The organism is Litoreibacter arenae DSM 19593 (genome assembly GCF_000442275.2).
GTDB lineage: Bacteria > Pseudomonadota > Alphaproteobacteria > Rhodobacterales > Rhodobacteraceae > Litoreibacter > Litoreibacter arenae.
This window is the reverse complement of the sequence record NZ_KE557306.1, coordinates 137,307-153,840: the sequence shown is the minus strand read 5'-3', so window position 1 is coordinate 153,840 and position 16,534 is coordinate 137,307. Positions and strand designations below refer to the sequence as shown.

9 protein-coding genes are annotated in these 16,534 nt (G+C 62.4%); 4 read left to right on the top strand and 5 right to left on the bottom strand.

What is annotated here, in order from left to right; genetic code table 11:
* Positions 1-108 precede the first annotated feature (108 nt).
* Entirely contained in the window at positions 109-1,740 is a 1,632-nt protein-coding gene (locus THALAR_RS00780) for an efflux transporter outer membrane subunit (RefSeq protein ID WP_083483369.1), read from the top strand.
* Here the strand turns inward: THALAR_RS00780 and THALAR_RS00775 are convergent, their stop codons facing one another.
* The 4 genes from THALAR_RS00775 to THALAR_RS18515 form a co-directional block, all read right to left on the bottom strand.
* The gene (locus tag THALAR_RS00775; protein ID WP_021099547.1) at positions 1,741-3,087 is read right to left on the bottom strand and encodes an HlyD family type I secretion periplasmic adaptor subunit; all 1,347 of its coding nucleotides are present in this window, start codon (positions 3,085-3,087) and stop codon (positions 1,741-1,743) included. It abuts the gene before it with no gap.
* On the bottom strand, positions 3,077-5,056 hold the full coding sequence (locus THALAR_RS00770; RefSeq protein ID WP_211264788.1) for a type I secretion system permease/ATPase: 1,980 nt from the start codon (positions 5,054-5,056) through the stop codon (positions 3,077-3,079). Before THALAR_RS00770 ends, THALAR_RS00775 begins: the two co-directional genes overlap by 11 nt.
* Before the next feature lie 34 nt (positions 5,057-5,090).
* Positions 5,091-7,142, bottom strand: a complete 2,052-nt coding sequence (locus THALAR_RS00765) for a hypothetical protein (protein ID WP_021099545.1) — start codon at positions 7,140-7,142, stop codon at positions 5,091-5,093.
* Between the two features lie 96 nt (positions 7,143-7,238).
* Entirely contained in the window at positions 7,239-9,914 is a 2,676-nt protein-coding gene (locus THALAR_RS18515; RefSeq protein WP_021099544.1) for a hypothetical protein, read from the bottom strand.
* A 754-nt stretch (positions 9,915-10,668) separates the two neighbouring features.
* On the opposite strand from THALAR_RS18515, the gene THALAR_RS17970 reads away from it, so the two are divergent.
* From THALAR_RS17970 to THALAR_RS00745, 3 genes are read left to right on the top strand one after another with little or no spacing between them, the layout of a single operon-like run.
* On the top strand, positions 10,669-11,451 hold the full coding sequence (locus tag THALAR_RS17970; RefSeq protein ID WP_154666722.1) for a helix-turn-helix transcriptional regulator: 783 nt from the start codon (positions 10,669-10,671) through the stop codon (positions 11,449-11,451).
* Between the two features lie 15 nt (positions 11,452-11,466).
* The gene (locus THALAR_RS00750) at positions 11,467-11,997 is read left to right on the top strand and encodes a hypothetical protein (RefSeq protein WP_021099541.1); all 531 of its coding nucleotides are present in this window, start codon (positions 11,467-11,469) and stop codon (positions 11,995-11,997) included.
* Between the two features lie 58 nt (positions 11,998-12,055).
* Positions 12,056-13,966 carry an AAA family ATPase gene (locus tag THALAR_RS00745; protein WP_021099540.1) on the top strand — a complete coding sequence of 637 codons (1,911 nt, stop codon included), beginning with the start codon at positions 12,056-12,058 and terminating at the stop codon, positions 13,964-13,966.
* Between the two features lie 42 nt (positions 13,967-14,008).
* Here the strand turns inward: THALAR_RS00745 and THALAR_RS00740 are convergent, their stop codons facing one another.
* Complete coding sequence (locus THALAR_RS00740; protein ID WP_021099539.1) at positions 14,009-16,501, bottom strand: coiled-coil domain-containing protein; 2,493 nt, start codon at positions 16,499-16,501, stop codon at positions 14,009-14,011.
* Positions 16,502-16,534 lie beyond the last annotated feature (33 nt).

Genomic DNA, 16,534 nt, shown 5'->3' with positions numbered 1-16,534 from the left:
AGTGTCGGCAAAACGTATGGCAAGGTGGCCGGATATGAGAGGCTGGATGGCCTGCACGTCATGCCATCTCGGAAAACACTTGAACGGATGATCCACTGACGGACATTGATGCCGCGTTCGCGGCTGGGGTTTTCACATGTCGATGCGGGTGCGGGATTGGAACACCCTTCGCCACCATCAAAGGCGGCGAAAACACCGGGGCGGCGTCGCAAGTTCCGACACCGTCTTGTTGCGAAATTACGACATTTTTCGCCCAGTTTACGCAGCGTCGCCTCAAAAAACTCGATCTTCTTGGATTTTTGCTACTTTCGAGCGGTCAACAAGCAGCGAGATGTGGCGCGTATTATGAAAAGTAAGTCTTTAGTGTTGCCCTTTGCCGCAACAGTCCTTTTAGCGTCCTGCACTGTGGGGCCGGATTACAGCGAACCACGGATCGAGCTTCCGGCGCGGTTCGTCAACGGGCAATCCTCCGCGCTTGCGGATGCGTCGCAAACCGCTTGGTGGACCGCCTTCGGCGACCCCGTGCTGAACCAGCTGGTCGATATCGGCCTGCGCCAGAATCTGGATGTTCTCGCCGCGGTCCAGCGGATCGAGACCGCCCGCGCCTTTGCCGGTGCCACCGGCGTTCCGGCCCAGATCGACGGCGGCGCGTCGCTGGATACGCGCCGGGCCAAGGGACCCAACGGCCAGATCACCGAACCCAACACAGCGACGGCCGATGCGTTCTTCGTCTTTGACCTGTTCGGCCGCTACCGGCGCGAACGTGAAGGTGCCCTTGCCAATATCGAGGCCGCGCAGTTTGACGCGGGGACGGTGCGACTGGCTTATATCGCGGAACTTATCGACGCGTATAATCAGGCGCGCTTCTTCCGCGAAGCATCCGCCATTACCCAGCAATCCATTGCAAGCCGGCGCCGCAGCCTCGGGTTTGTCCAGCGCAAGGCGGACGCGGGCGAGGCCACCGATCTTGAACAGGCGCAGGCCCGGTCGCTTCTGGCCACTGCGCAGGCCGGTGCGCCCATCCTTCAAGGTCGCTACGAGCAGAACGTCTTTCGTATAGCAACGCTGGTCGCGCAACCGGCTGACGTGGTGTTCCAGCATATGAAGCCAAGCCGCGGGCAGCTTAGGCCCCGCGGCGCGACGCCGACCGGCGTTCCTGCGGATATCCTGCGCAACCGGCCCGACGTTCGCAGCGCGGAGCGCAACTTTGCGGCGGCAACAGCGCGGGTTGGCGTGACAGAAGCGCAGCTTTACCCGTCGCTCAGCCTCGAAGGTGCTGTTACCGGCGGTTCCGTGGATACGTGGTCGTTCGGGCCATCGCTGGTTCTGCCTGTCCTGAAACGCCCCCTGCTTCTGGCCAACCGCCGCGCGGCGATGTCGAGCGCCAAGGAGGCGGAACTTGTCTGGCGCAACTCGGTCCTGCAAGCGGTCGAGGAAACGCAGTCCTCCCTCGCGCTGGTGCGCCAGTGGGCGCGGCAGGTCAGCGCGTTTCAAAGGGCGGCCAATGCGGCGAGAGAGGTGCAGGGGCTGTCACGGGAAAGCTACGAGATCGGCGGCTCCAGCCTGCTTGATGTGATCGACGCCGAGCGGCTCAGCTTCGAGAACCGGCTGTCGCTTGCTACGTCGATCCGGGACTGGACGTCCAGCTATGTCAGGTTGCAAGTGTCCACCGGCAAGGGATGGCTGGTCGGGGTCGACAAGTACTACGTCATCAAGCGTGACGGTCGCGCGACCAACTGATCACTGCTCCTTGAAGGCGCGCGTCATGCTGTCCACCACCGGCTTGGCGATGTACTGGGCAAATGTGCGCTCCGCCGTCTGGATCATGACCTCCGCAGGCATCCCCGGCGTCGGGACGAAATCGTCGACCCGTGCAAGCTCTACCGGTGATAGCGTCACGCGGGCCACGAAGACCTCACGCACGACGCCAGACGTGGAATCCGTGATTGCGTCCGCCGAGACGTAGTCGATGACCCCATTCAGGATCGGTGTGGTGCGCGCGTTCAGCCCCGATAGCCGGACAACCGCAGTCTGACCCAGATGCACGCTGTCGATGTCGGTGCGCGGGATGAGGGTTTCGACGATGAGCGGCGCGTCCTTGGGCAGGATCTCGGCAATCGGCTTGCCGGTTTCGATGACCCCTCCGGGGGTAAAGTAATGCAGCCGAACCACGGTGCCTGCGACAGGGGCTGTCACCTCTGACCGGGTCAGGACGTTTTCGGCCTTGCGGTATTTTTCCCGCACGCTTTCAAGCTCCGACTGGATGATCTGCAACTCGTCGAGGGCGGTCTCGCGGTAGAGGCTACGTGCCTTGAGAATTTGCGTCTCGTGCTTGAGGATCAACTCCTCGTTCTCGCTGACCTCTGCCTGAAGCCGCCCGATCTGGCCCTGCGCCTCGACCTTGGCACGCAAGAGCGCGTTTACCTCCGACTGGCGGATCAGGCCGCTTTCGAACAGGTCCTTCTTGGTCTGGTGTTCCTCTTCCAGAAGGCCGACCAGTTTGCGGTGCGAGGCCAGTTGAACACGGTATCCTTCCGCGCGGATTTTGAGCGCGTTCATGTTGCGACTGAGCAATGACAGATCGTTCTCCAGAGAAGACCGCGCCACATTGAAGGACAGGCGCTGCCCGTCAAGGATCGACGCGATCTCGTAGTCCTCCTTTGCCCGCTCTTGCAGCTCGGCGGGAAATTCCAGCCTCTCCATCTCGCGGTACTCGGATATCAGCCGGGCCGCCGTTGCCTCCAGCCGCGACTTGCGGACGTCGAGTTCGCGGCGGTTGGCCAGCGCGGCGGTCTCGTCGAGCACCACCAGCACGTCGCCCGCTTCGATCTTGTCGCCCTCGCGCACCGTTATTTCGCGGATGATGCCCCCTTCGAGGTGCTGCACGATCTTGTTGCGCCCCGTGGCGACGAAGCTGCCTTGCGCGATCACGGCGGCGGCAAGGGGCGCGCGGAACGCCCACGCGCCAAAGCCCCCGAACGCCACCAGCATGAGGCAGAGGCCGAAGATGGTGTGCCGCGTGATCGAGCGCGGCACGTCGTCATACCATTCCTGCACGGTCAGTGCGGTTGTCTCGCTATTGCCCATTGCCCGGCTCCTCGATTGGTTTTGGCGGACGGTTGCGGTTCTGCTGATCCTGTTTGATGCGCTGCATCACGACATCGCGTGTCCCGAACAGGGCAATCGTGCCGTCTGTGAGCAGCATGATCTTGTCCACGACATCCAGAAGCGCCGGTTTTTGGGTGATGACCACCACCGTGATCTTGTTGCGGCGCGCATGTTCGACCGCGCGGGCCAGTGCCTTGTCACCGGCGGTGTCGAGGTTGGAGTTCGGCTCGTCCAGCACCACCAGCTTGGGGTTGCCGAAGAAGGCCCGCGCCAGGGCGATGCGTTGCTTTTGCCCGCCGGATAGCGGCGAGCCGTCGGCGGCCACCATCGTCTCGTAGCCTTGGGGCAGGCTGGCGATCATCTCGTGGACATCGGCCAGACGTGCGGCCTCATAAATGTCTTCGTCGCTGGCATCCTTGCGCATCCGGCCGATGTTGTCCTTGATCGAGCCGGGGAAGAGTTGGACGTCCTGCGGCAGGTAGCCGATGTTTTCACCGAATTGCCGTGGCTCCCAGTTCCGCAGGTCCATGAGGTCGAGCCGGACATTGCCCGACGTGGGCAGGATGGAGCCGACCAGCATCTTGCCCAGCGTCGTTTTGCCCGCCCCCGAGTTGCCGATGATCGCAAGGGTCTCGCCGGGGTTGAGGTGGAAGCTCAGCCCGTTCAGCACGACCTGCTTGGTGCCGGGAGGGACGAATAGCAGGCGCTCGACGTCAAGCCGGCCTTCGGGGCGCGGCAGACGCAGCTTTTCGAACTGGAGCTTCGAGTTCTGCAAAAGGGTCTGGATCCGGCCATAGGCACTGCGGGACAGGATAAACGCGTTCCACCCCTCGATGGAGCCCTCGATCGGGGCCAGCGCCCGGCCTGCGATAATCGAGGCCGCGATCACCATACCGCCGGTGATCTCGCCCTGGATTGCCAGATAGGCGCCCCAGCCCAGCATCGCGATCTGGGTCAGAAGGCGCACGCCACGCGAAAACGCCGACGAGATGATGTTGCGGTCCTGCGCGCGCACCTGCGCGGTCAGGGAAGCGGCGGTATCCTTGCCCCAGATCGAGACCGCCTCCGGGATCATCGCCAGGGCGTTGATGATCTGGCTGTTGCGCGACATCGAGTCGAGATGCATGTTCGCACGGGACTGCGCCATGTTGGCCTCGGCGAAGGGTTTTGCGGTGCTGCGCTGGTTGATCAGGGCGATGACCAGCAGCAGCAGGGATGTCACCACCACGATCATCCCCAGATGCGGATGCACCAGAAAAATGGCGAAAATGAATAGCGGGGCGAACGGCACGTCGAGAAACGAAATCAACGTCCCCGACGTCAGAAACCCGCGAAGTTGCTGTAGATCGCCAAGCGTCTGGTATTCGCGGCCCGTGCCGTTCAGCGACGCGGCCGCCGCGGCGCTCAGGATCGGGGCGCCAAGCTGGGCCGCCACCTCGACAGCCGTTCGCATCAGGATGAACCGCCGCACGGCATCGAACACGGCTTGCAGGATGACCGCCCCTGCAATCACCACCGTCAGCATGACGAGCGTGTCGATGGAGCGGCTGGTCAGCACCCGGTCGGATATCTGGAAAAGGTAGATCGGGATGGCAAGGATCAGCAGGTTGGTCGCGCAGGTCATCACCATCACGATTCCGAGGTTGTGGCGAACCGCCTTCAGCCCCCGCTTCAGGGTTTGCGAATAGTCCTGCGGCCCGACGCGCTTGTGGAAATTGGCGCCGCCGCCACCGCCACCGCCACCGCCGCCACCTGTCCCGTTGGAATTTCCGGGGGGTGAGGCGTCCTGACTGGGGATCGGTTCGTTGGCTTTTGCCTCAAGGGTCACGCCCAGACGCACGGGCTTGGGTTTATCGGCTGGCCGCGCCTTATCGTCCACGCGATCCACGGGCCTCAGAACCAGCCGCGGTCGCGTCTTGGTTTGTGTCTCCGGCGGGCAATCGGTCATATCTTTCATGAAAATACCAATATTAAACTACTTGTTAAGCTGTCATCGTTTGCATCACATCGAGGGCGCTACCACCCGCGTGTGCGTCGTAGGTCATTCCTTCGCCTTCCAGCGCCTCGGAAAGCGAGGTCGACACCATGTCATCCGCAAGGAAGGCTACCGCTTCATTGGTCAGAGCGGACATGCTCACCCCAAGCGGGTTGGCGTCTGTCTCGATGAGTTCCGCCTGATAAAGCAGGGCTTCGGAGTAATACTCACCGTCGGTCATGATATCGGAGTCGTAGCCGGTTTCATGGATCAGGGCCGTGTTGGTCAGAAGGTTCGATCCGCTGGTGATCGTCACCGGCCCCTGCATCATCGCGGAGGCCATCGCTTCCTGCGCCATGTGCATCTGGTCCTGATCGCCCAGATAATTGACCTGGTCGACGATGTTCATCTGGATCAGGTCGCCCTCGATATACAAAGCCCGCACGGCATCCAGACCTTCGAACATCTCGCTCTGCGCAACCGCGCGCGCCAACTCGCTGGCCCCTTCGTTGAGGTCGCGGAGCGCGTCCTTGAACTCCTGCAACATCTCGACCTGCGCGTCTATTCCGTCCCGCTCAATTCTGGCGTCGTTGCGCAGCAGGTTGTCGCTTCCCGAAACGATAGCGCCGCCCAGCCCCTCGCCGGAGAAGTAGTCGCCATCCAGAAGGACGTTGGTCTGGCTGATCGTGTTCAGAGATACCATCGCGCCGCCGACAAGGATCAGGTCGTAGCCGAAGCCGAATTCGCCGGCATGGACGGAGTTGAAGCTCTGGTTCTCACCAGTCACGATAGAGGTTGTGTTGGCCGAGAAGGTCAGCTCCAGCCGGTCGTTATCCGTTCCGAAGGTGAGTTGCTTGATCAGGTTCGTGACGGAGACATCGCCCTCTATCCGCTCCAGGTTCCAGGTGGAGGGGAAGGACAACGGTGCCTCTGTTTCCGCCTGTGTTTCGTCTGTCGGCTCGTTGCGGTAACTCACCAGCATCGAGGCGAGGTTGTAGGCCTGCGACGGCGTGGAAGGATCGCTCCAGAGATGGCCCTGATAGTGATCCATATCGGACAGGATATTGATCTGCGAAATCGCATCCAGCTTGATGACGTCACCGCTTACGGCAATGACCCCGGCGTCGATCCAGCTTGTCTGGATGTCCACCATGTTGTGGGCCTCATTCGCCCCCGTGGAGACCGAGTGGTCTGACACCATGGTGGTCGCAGGCCCCTCGCCCACCCCGTCCAGCACGGACCACGGGTTCTTGGAGTGGCCTGCCAGCTGGTCGGTGTCCGTTGTGTTTTCTTCTTCACCATTGCCGCGTTTGGCGCGGATGAACATCGGCAGTTGGTCGTCTATGTCGGGCAGTTCCTCGGCGACGGTGCCGTCCACATGAACGCCATGCACGTCCTCGCCGGTCTCAATCGTAACGGCGAGCCCCTCGACCTCCGGCGCGGTCAGCGCCTTCAACGCGTCGCGCAGGGCAAGGGCTGCGGAGGCAGGGTCGTCGAGGCCCTCGTTGAGAATACTCTGGAAGGACCACGGTTGCAGGGCCTCGGCGAGGCCGATCACCTCGTAAAGCGCCTCGTGGAAATGTTCGACCGAGATGAAGCCTGCCGAACTGATATCACCCAGAACATCGTCGTCCAGCAACGTGATTGATTGCAGGGTGATGGTGATGACCGATGACGGGATCGGGACGTAGGGCAGCACCATCGTCGAGAAATACAGGACGGGCGCGCCGTTGCCCAATACCTCCGGCGTGGGAAAGTCGGGACCGAACGCCGGCCCGCCATACATGCCCGAATGCGACGCAGGCACCGGAAGCGCCGGACCGCCCACGGAGGGGTTTGCATCCGGTTGGGGTGTATATTTCGTGTTGGGATCGTAGCCGTCAGTTTCATGCGGTGCGCTGATCCGGACCGGCCCGGTTTCATATGCGACCTCCTCGTCGGCTTGCGCCTCGATGGCCTTGAATTCGTTGTAATCCTTCCGAATGCGTAGTTCTTCGGTTGCTAAATGAAATATGCCAATAAAATGGGCAATGGACTCTGTGGTTGTGTCGAAGCTCATAGCAACGCCATCTCCTTGCGAAATCCAGTCACAGGCAGAAATACCACCTGCATGAGGGTGTCCGGGGCCGAAATAATGGCCCCGGACGTTGGTATATTACGCGTCGTTGTCGTCTCCGACGTAGTTGGAGCTCATCGATCCGCCGACCACGGTCATGTCGACCGTATTGCCGAGGACGTTAGCGCCCATCACGATGCTTTGGTTGAAGGCGGCTGTGTCGACAACCGCTGCGGCCGAGGCATAGGACTCGCCGGTGACATAACCGTCATCACCGTTGTTGGAGCCCCAGACACCGTTGTCGGCTGCGCCACCTGCGCCATTGGTAGCAGTGCCACCCATGCCGCCCATGACGTCCCCGACATCTGCCGCGCCGCCGGTGGACATGCCACCCATGGCGTCACCGGTCATACCGCCGGTTGCAGTTCCGTCGCCGGCATTTCCGCTTTCGCCGCCGGTTGCGGTGTTGGTGCCGCCGGTGTTGTTGCCAGCGTTGGACGTCGCCGTCTGCTCGCTGTCAGCCGCACCACCGTAGCCGGAGATGGCTTCCGCCCAACCTTCGGCAGAGCCGTCGGTGTCGGATTGGGAGAAGACGTCGGCAAGGCCGCCGTCACCGCCAGTGGAATTTGCGGTCGAGGTGCCGTCAACGTCGTTGGACGCGTCTGCACGTCCGTCAGCATCACCGCCGTCGCCGCCGTCACCGGCTGCACCGTCACCGGCGTCACCCATGGCACCGTCGCCTCCGGGGCCTTGGCCACCGTCACCGCCGTCACCCATGGCACCATCGCCACCAGGACCTTGGCCACCGTCGCCACCGTCACCGGTTGCACCGGCTCCGCCAGGACCTTGACCACCAGCAGCACCGTTGGCTGCTGCGCCAGCTCCGCCGGGTCCTTGCCCGCCTACGCCGCCGTCGCCGTCGCCGCCGTCACCCATGGCACCATCGCCACCCGGGCCTTGACCGCCACGCGCACCGGCACCGTCGCCGCCGTCGCCGCGGGCTCCGTCACCGCCGTCGCCGCCGTCACCGTCGCCGCCTGCTCCGGCACCGCCGTCGCCGCTGGCATCGGCATCGCCGTTACCGCTGCCGTCACCGTCAGCTGTCGAGCTGCCACCAGCATCGGAGGCACCTCCGGCATCAGCCGGGCCGTTTCCGGCTGCGGCATCTGCTGCGCCTGCTCCGGCATGAGCAGCAGCAAGGTTCAGAAGACCCAAGCCCGCTGCAGCACCTGCGGCCGCACCTGATCCGGCACCGGCATCACCGCCGCCCCCGGTTGCGTCATTGTCGCTGGACGCGGAGTTGGCCGCATCGGCATCATTGTCGCTGAAGCCGCTGTTGGCCGCGGTCGATGTTGCGTCGCCGTCGCCGCCGTCACCGCCGTCACCGTCGCCGCCGTCGCCGTAGCCGCCATCACCGCCGTTGCCGCCGGATCCGTCACCACCCGTAGCGTCGCCGCCAGTGCCGCTGCCGCCGTAGCCGCCGTAGCCACCAGAGCCGTTACCACCGGTGCCATCGCCACCGGTGCCACTGCCGCCTTCGCCGCCGTCGCCCGTGGTCGAGTCGCCACCGGTGCCACTGCCGCCGTAGCCGCCGTCACCACCAGAGCCATCGCCCCCGGTGCCACTGCCGCCGTAGCCGCCGTCACCACCAGCGCCGTCGCCGCCGGTGCCGCTGCCGCCATAGCCGCCGTCGCCACCGTCACCGTCGCCGCCATCGCCACCGTCACCGTCGCCGCCAGTCGCGTCGCCATCACTGTCAGCGCTCACAGCGCCGTCATTGGCATCGCTATGGGAGTCGGTGTTGCCGCTGTCGCCACCCGTCCCGTCGGTCGAGTTGCTGCTGTCGGCATTGCCGGTCGTATCGTTGTCGGTGTCAGCGTTTCCGCTAGCCCCGCCATCCGTGTCGGCGTGGTTGCCGGACAGGCCGAGACCAAGGCCGAGCCCGATCGCTCCGGCTTCACCTCCATCGCCGCTGTCACCGCCAGTCGCGTCAACGTCACCGTTGTCGCCGCTGGTGCCGCCACCGGAATGAGCCATGCCGCCCAATGCGAGGCCACCATGGCCGCCGCCGCCGCTTGCATCGGCACCGCTGCCGCCCGCGCCGCCGCTGTTGTTGGCGTCGATGCCTTCTTCGGCATAGGCCGAGCCACCATGTGCGCTACCGCTATTGTTGAACTCGCCGCCGTTGCTGACTGTGGCCGCTCCAAGATGGTCGTTGTCCGTCAACGCAGCTTCCTGAATGTTGACGATGCCGGTGTCGTTGCCGGCACCACCAAGGGCGTCGCTGAGGATGTCACCGACATTGACGTCGTCACCGGGATCGTAGTCGATGTCGATGTCGCCGCCAGCGGTGACCACATTCTCGACCGAGCCGTCGCCTTCCAGATCAATATCAACGATATCGTCGTCGCGTGGAATCCACTCGCCGCCGCCAAAGTCGATATTCACGGAGTTGGAGTTGTCGTTGCTATCATCGCCGCCATTGGTCTGCGACTGATCGGAGTTGGAACTGGTCTGCTGCTGCTGACCCTGTTCCTGACCTTGGCCCTGATCCTGCCCTTGGCCCTGGTCTTGCCCCTGGCCTTGATCGTTGGAGTTGTCGTTGCTGTCGGATGTGTCGACCTGCTGCTGCTGTTGCTGCTGCTGGTTCTGTTCATCCAGATCAATGTCGGCTTCCCGGACGTTGATGTCCGCGTCGACGTCCATGTCCAACTGTTCCACTTCAAGGTCGTCAAAGACGATCTGAGTGTTGTTGTGACCTCTGTCCTTACTCATGAGTCTATTCCTTTACTGGTACCCACGGACACCACCAGTCTATCCAAAAGTGGCAAATCCCCGGGTAGGTTTCGGTTTCAGATTTTCTTGAGATCGTTCGGGGCGAGGGCTGAAAAACAGCTTCGCCTCACCCGCTGATACACAGCATTTGTAGGGCCACACCTCCCCTCGTTACTAAAGCCAGGTGACACTGGGCCTGCCCCTGTCGAAGAAGGGGCGCGATCCGAACACTGGGTCGCTTTGACCTGGCGGTTACACAACGTACTAACTAACAACGCCGCATACCGGCGCTCAGAGAGGGTGCTCTTTCCAGTATTTGAAAAATAGATGGACGTTGGATTAGTCCGACCTAAGTAAATGACTTCACGAAACAAAATTTCCGTTTTCGCCACTTGTCAGCAAGATTCGCCCCAAAATGCGACATCTTTGGCCCACCACGCTCCCGATTCTAACTAGATCGGCGGTCGCAAAGTAGAGAAAACTACATCGTTAGTATTAGAAATAAACCCTTCGGCTAATGCTAAAGTCCTATTCGCCCCTTCAAATGAACAAAAATTGGCGGGACTTCGGTTTACGTGGTATTAACAAATTACAGCACCACCAGTTGCTTTAGATCAAAAGGTGTTCGGAATTCTTAGTGTTTAATGAGTGTATCAAGATACGGCCGTTCGGAGATTGCCCCTCGAAGTAAATTCGAGCGACAACCCAGTTTAAGTTCGGACCGGTACTTGTAAGTATGGGGTGAATTTTGATCGTGAATTTCCAATCATCAAAGTCGCATGGCGACGGCTACAAATCGGCAGGTCGCTCGTTCGAGTATGCGCAGAATACCAGCAGCGCGATCATCGTTTTTCTGGGCAGTTGCGTCACCTTTTCCGACCGGCTCTTGCGCACCGTCGCGTTTGAATTTGATGACGTCGAAGTGTTGCGGCTTCACAGCCTCGACGAGATGCACGGGCTTGACGAACGGACAAGACGCGCTGTGCGCCTCGTTTTGGTGGATGAGGACACCGTAGGGCTGCTGCCCCAGACCGCCGATGGCATAGATCAGGCGACACTCGGGGTCGGCGCGGTGCTGGCCTACCGGTCCCGAAGCAAGGCCCGCAGGGTGCTGAAAGCGGCCTATGAGGCCGAAATCGACAACCAACTGCGGTTTCTGCCGATGAAAGCACCTCTCGATGCGTGGCTGGCAGCGCTCAGGCTCCTGATCCTCGGGGAGGCGTTCATGCCGTCTGAACTGTTCGAGCGCCCCGGAAACCGCCCGACGCCCGCCGTGGGCGATATGCACGACGCGGCGACTGGCGGGACTGCACCGCAAAAGATCAGCGTCGAGCCCCCGACCACACTCACCGCGCGTGAACTTCAGGTGTTGGAGCTGGTGGCGGACGGTTTGCCGAACAAGTCCATCGCCAAGAACCTCGGGCTTTCGGAGCATACGGTGAAGCTTCATGTTCACCACATATTCGGCAAGCTCGGCGTCCAGAACCGCACAAGCGCGAGCACATGGTTTTTGGCGCATTACGGAAATTCCGGCTAGCTGGAGGATCGCAAAATGCCCCCCGTGGATACTGACACCCCGCTTTCTAGTGCCGCAACAGGTCAGAGCGAGTTTGACCGGTTTCTGCTTTTGCTCGGTCGGCTGAACTACAGCTGGACCAACACCGAGAGCCTGCTAATCCACCTGATTGCCGGGCTGTCGAAGACGGACAAGGAAACCGCCGTCGTCATCTTCCTGACGCTCAACACCACCCGCGCGCGGATCGGGCTGGTGGAGCGGCTGTCGAAGCTGCCGCGCATCTCGCAGATGGAACGCGAGGCGGTGTTGGGTATTACCCGCGCGGTCCAGCAACTGTCAGGGCTGAGAAACCAGTATAATCACTGCATCTATTCTTTCGATACGAAAAGCGGGGACCTGTCGACAATTCGCATGCGTGTGGCGGATCGCAAGAACCAGATCAAGGTCGGAGAAATGACGGCACTGGATTCAAAGACCATCGACGGAATTGAAAGCTCGCTGGTGGATTTGGCAAAGCTGAATACCGAAGTTTGGGCGTTGATAAAGACGTATGGCTACCCTGCGTGAAAAAAGGAACAGCAAGTTGATTTCAGCCGCGGGTCAGCCGCGGAAAGTTGTAGGTTAAATGGTTAAAACTAAAGCTGCCGCGTCGGCAGGTGCATTCAAGACATCGACGCCGGAATACGATTACTGGAGCGAGGCCCATACTCTGGCAGCCGAGCAACTGGCATTCGCGGTCCGAAGCATGATCCTGCTGACGGACTTCACCGGCGAGCCTGGCTCTGGCAAGTCCACGGTTCTGCGAAAGGTGCTGGCCGAGACGCAGCACAAGCAGCTTGTCGGTGTCATTTCCCACGACGTGACCGTCTACACCAATCCGGCGCTGGCCATCTTGCAGGCCCTCGGGGCCGAGGTTGATCCCGACGCCGACCGGCATGTTCATGAAGCCCTGCTGCGGCACAGTCTGCGAACGGCAAACACCGACCTTGGACTGGCCACGATCATTGTCGACGACGCGCATCGCTTACCGACCGAGGTGATATCGAACATCTTTGAACTGGCGGGTTTCCGGAGCGATGATGACGCCGCGCTGTTCAAGATCATTCTCATCGGGCAGCCGGACCTGCGTGACCGGCTGAGCCAGAGCATCCATGACCTGCTGGGGCCGTCGATCGAGCTGGAGCCGATGTCCGAAGCCGACACCGCCGGCTACATCAAGCACCGCCTCAAGACAGCACATGCCGACGGCGTGCCGTTCACGAAAGACGCCCTGAAGGCGGCCCACGAGCGGACTGGCGGACGCCCTTCGCTCATCAACCTGCTGTGCAAGTCTGCCCTGATCGCGGCCAAGACGCTTGGGCTGGATAAGGTGGACGCGAAACTGGTGGGCGACGGAGCCTCCTTAGAGGGGCATGCGGCTGATGACGGGCCCGAGCGCATCGCCCCGCCGGTTGCAAAAACCCCAAAGCCCGCAGCGCCAAAACGGGTGATCAAGCCTGAACCGGTCGTTCTGGACCTGCGTCCCAAGGCCGCCGAACCGGACGCGACACAGCCTGCACGCACCCTCCCTCCGAGTTTTCGCAGCAAACGAAATCCCGAAAACGGCAGGACGACGGCTCCCCCGCCACAGCCCATGACCGACACCGCAGCGGTGACGCCGCCTGACGGTCACGTTGCCCGCAGCCCGGACGCCGGACCCGCCGTGCGCCCTGCGACAGCTCGCAAAAAACCCATCGGCACTTGGGTTCTTGGCGCGGGCGCTGCCGCGTGGCTTGTGATCGCCGCTTACCTCTTTTTGTTGGCCGCAGAACCGCCGGTGACCGACTTGGAACTTGCAAGCGCAGACGAGAAGGTCATCGCCGCCGCCCCGATCCAAACCGCCCCCGAGGACACGGCGCTGCCGGACACAGGTGCGGAAGTCGCGCCAGCCATCGTGGCAGACCCCGCCACGACAGAGTTGATGCGTAGCGTGATGGCAGCAATCGGGAGCAGACCGGAAGGGGCCAACGGCTGGTATCGACGCGGTATCTCGGTCGCGGACAAGAACCCCCTTGCCGCCGTTGCGGCCTATGCGCTGGCCGCGCAGGAAGGTCACGCGCGGGCGGCGTATTACCTTGGGCAAATGTACGAAACCGGCGAGGGCATTCCCGCCGACATGGTTCTGGCGCGTCATTGGTACAGGCAAGCAGGCGAACAGATCGCGCCCGCTATTGACCGGATGAACGCCCTTCCCGCCCCCGAAAGTGGCGGGGCAATCGGCGCGGCAATCCCGCTTTTCGCGATTACGGAAGAGGGCCGTGAGACCAGTATCGGATGGACAAGTGCGACCGGCGCGGACCCGGTGGCCTATGAGGTCGAGTTTGTGGATGCAACGGGAAGTGCGCTTTCAACGACCGACCGGCTTGAGTCGTCGGTGCTGCGGGTGGCGCTGCCAAAGGGGGCGGCTTATTGGCGTGTCAGACCCGTGGGATCAGATGGCAGGCCGCTTGACCCGACGGGTTGGGTGCCGGTCGACCTCGCGGCGAACGGTAACTGAAACCCGCCGGCAACAACCTTACGCCGCTGATGAAATTACCGCTCAGCAGGTGCCGATCTCGCGGACGAGAGCGACAAGCGTCTGGCGATTGACCACCCCAAAGACCGTTCGCAATGCATCCAGCGGGCACGCGCCGCTCTCAAGCTCTGCCGTGAGCTGTGCCAGTTCGGCGGGGGCTGCGGCTGCCAGACCCGGCGCGGTGTCGAGAACCGCGCGGATTTTCTGGCCCGAACGCGGCTGACCGGCCCTCACCTGCCGAGGCGCTTGTGGTGGGTCTGCCTGCGCGTCGGGGGAAGGCGAGGTCGCGGGAAGGCTGACCAGTTCAGGCTCCGGCTCTTTCGCCACAACATCCGCGTCCGGCACGGCAGCCTGCGCTTCAGGTGCGTTGCCGACGAGCCCCGACAGTGTTTGCGTCAACTCTTGCAGGCTACGACGGACCCCGTCGCGGCTGGCGCTCACGCGGGCAAGCTCCGCATTTACGACTTCAAGCTTGGCAATCCGCTCGGATCTGGCTTGCTCCAGTTCGACAAGCTCTTGTTCGGTCTCTTCCACCCGGGTGCGTGTGTCGGACAGTTTCGCCAACAATTGCTCGCTGTCGGTGATCGTGGCCGTGCGGGCGGCCTCGGCCTCGGCCGCCATCGCCTGCAAGGTGTCCACCTCGCTCAACATCTCGTCGCGTTGAGCGGCCAGAGCCGCCAGCTCCGCCGTCAAGTCACTTGCGGCGCGTTCCAGTTCTTCGGTTCGGGCGCGTTGGTCGTCCAGCTCTTTGGCGGTGGATTCGCCTTGTGCGCGGGTCGCGGCAAGCTCGTCGCGCACCTCGGTCAGGTCCGCTGTCGCCTGCGAACGGTCCTGCAAGAGGGCGGCGAGTTCCGTTTCCACCCCCTTACGGTCCTTCTGAACCTGGGCAAGCGCGGCCTCGGCTTGCCGTAATCCCGTGCGCATTGCATCCAGTTTCGCTGCGTCGGCCTCCGCGGTCTCCGTCTCCGACCGCAGGACCGCGAGGGTTGTCTGGTTGGCCTCGATGGCATCCCTGACCCGCGCCGCTTCCGCAACGCGTTGCTCCGCTTGCGCTTGGATGTTCTCAAAATCGCTGCGTGCCTTCGCAAGCTCGTCACGGGCCAGTTGCAGCGATTGCTCGACCTGCGATTTCTCGGACTTCAACGCGGCAACGTCGGCCTCCAGAGCGCTGGTTTTCCCTTGCAGCGCCAGCGCTTCCGCAACCGCCGCCTGACGCGCCTCGACCTGCTCATTGAGGTCAGCCAGTGTCGCGCGTGTGGCGACCGCCTCCTCGTCCAGCTTGTCATTCTGTGACCGCTGGACGGCAAGTGCTTCGATAGCTGCCGCAAGTTCTGCCTTCATCGACGACAACTCAGCCTCGGTGGCGGTCTTCTCATCCAAAGCCGCCTCAAGCCCGGACTGCACATTGTCCAATTCGTCCCGCGCCGCCGCAGTGCGTTCGGCGGCTGTCCGCGCGGTCGCAATCTGTTCCGAGAGCGTGGCCAGCGTTTCTTCAGCCGCCCTCACTTCGTCTCTCGACCGTATTGCTTCGGCCCTTGCAGTGTCTGCCTCTTGCGTGGCGGCGGCCAGCGTAGCCTGAGCGTCCTGCAACCGTGCTGCGACCACTTCATAGTCGCTCATGGCATCGTCGCGCAGGCGCTCGGCATTCGAAAGTTTCTGCCGTGTCTCGGCGATTTTGCCGGTCACAGCCTCGGCCTCGACAAGGGCAGCCTGTCGGTTCTCTAACGCCGCTTCTGCCGCCGATACCTCGGCCTGCAAGGCCGCCAGTTCCGATGTGCGCGTGGCGATCAGGCCCTCTTTGTCGGCCAGCTCGCTTTCGGCGGCAGCCTTGTTGGTGTTGGCAAGGTCGAGGTCCTCGCCGACCTCCTTCACGCTCGCCTGCAACTCTGCCAAGGTTCGAGCCAGTTCCTCGTTTTCCGAGCGGATTTCGTCGGACCGCGCAGCAACCTGTTCCGCCTCTTCGATCTGGTCGGTCAGGGTTTGGAATTGTGATCTGGCGTCGGCCAACTCTGCCTGCGCGACATCGAGCGCGGCGGTTTCCGAGGCGACCTTGCCGGTGATGGCGCCAAGCTCCGCGCGGGCTGCGTCGGTCGCGGTCGCCAGATCAGCGACTTCGGCGCTCAGCGCGATTTGGGCCTCACGGTCCTTTTCAAGTGCCTTGGCAACGGCGTCGAGGTCGGCAATTTCGGCCTGCAATCCGGCAAGCTGGTCGTTGGCGCGGGCAATGTTGTCAGCCAAAGCCGCCGCTTCGGACTGGCGGTCTGCGATCTGCTCCGCCAACGCATCCGCCTTGGCGGTTTCGTCGGTGAGACTCTCTGCAACCTCAACCAGCTCTTCCTCGAGTTCGCGCTTGGTCAGCTCGATTTCGCCTGCCAGAAGCAGGTCAGTGCGGCGCTGCGCGCGGCTCTGCTCAAGTTCTTCGCTGATGGTGGCAAGTTCTGCCTGCGCGTCCTGAACCGCGTTCTCCAACTCGTCGCGCTTTTCGGTGAACTGGGCGATCTCGTCCTCGAGAAGCACCAGAATTTTCCTCAGTGAAGCGGGCGACGATGT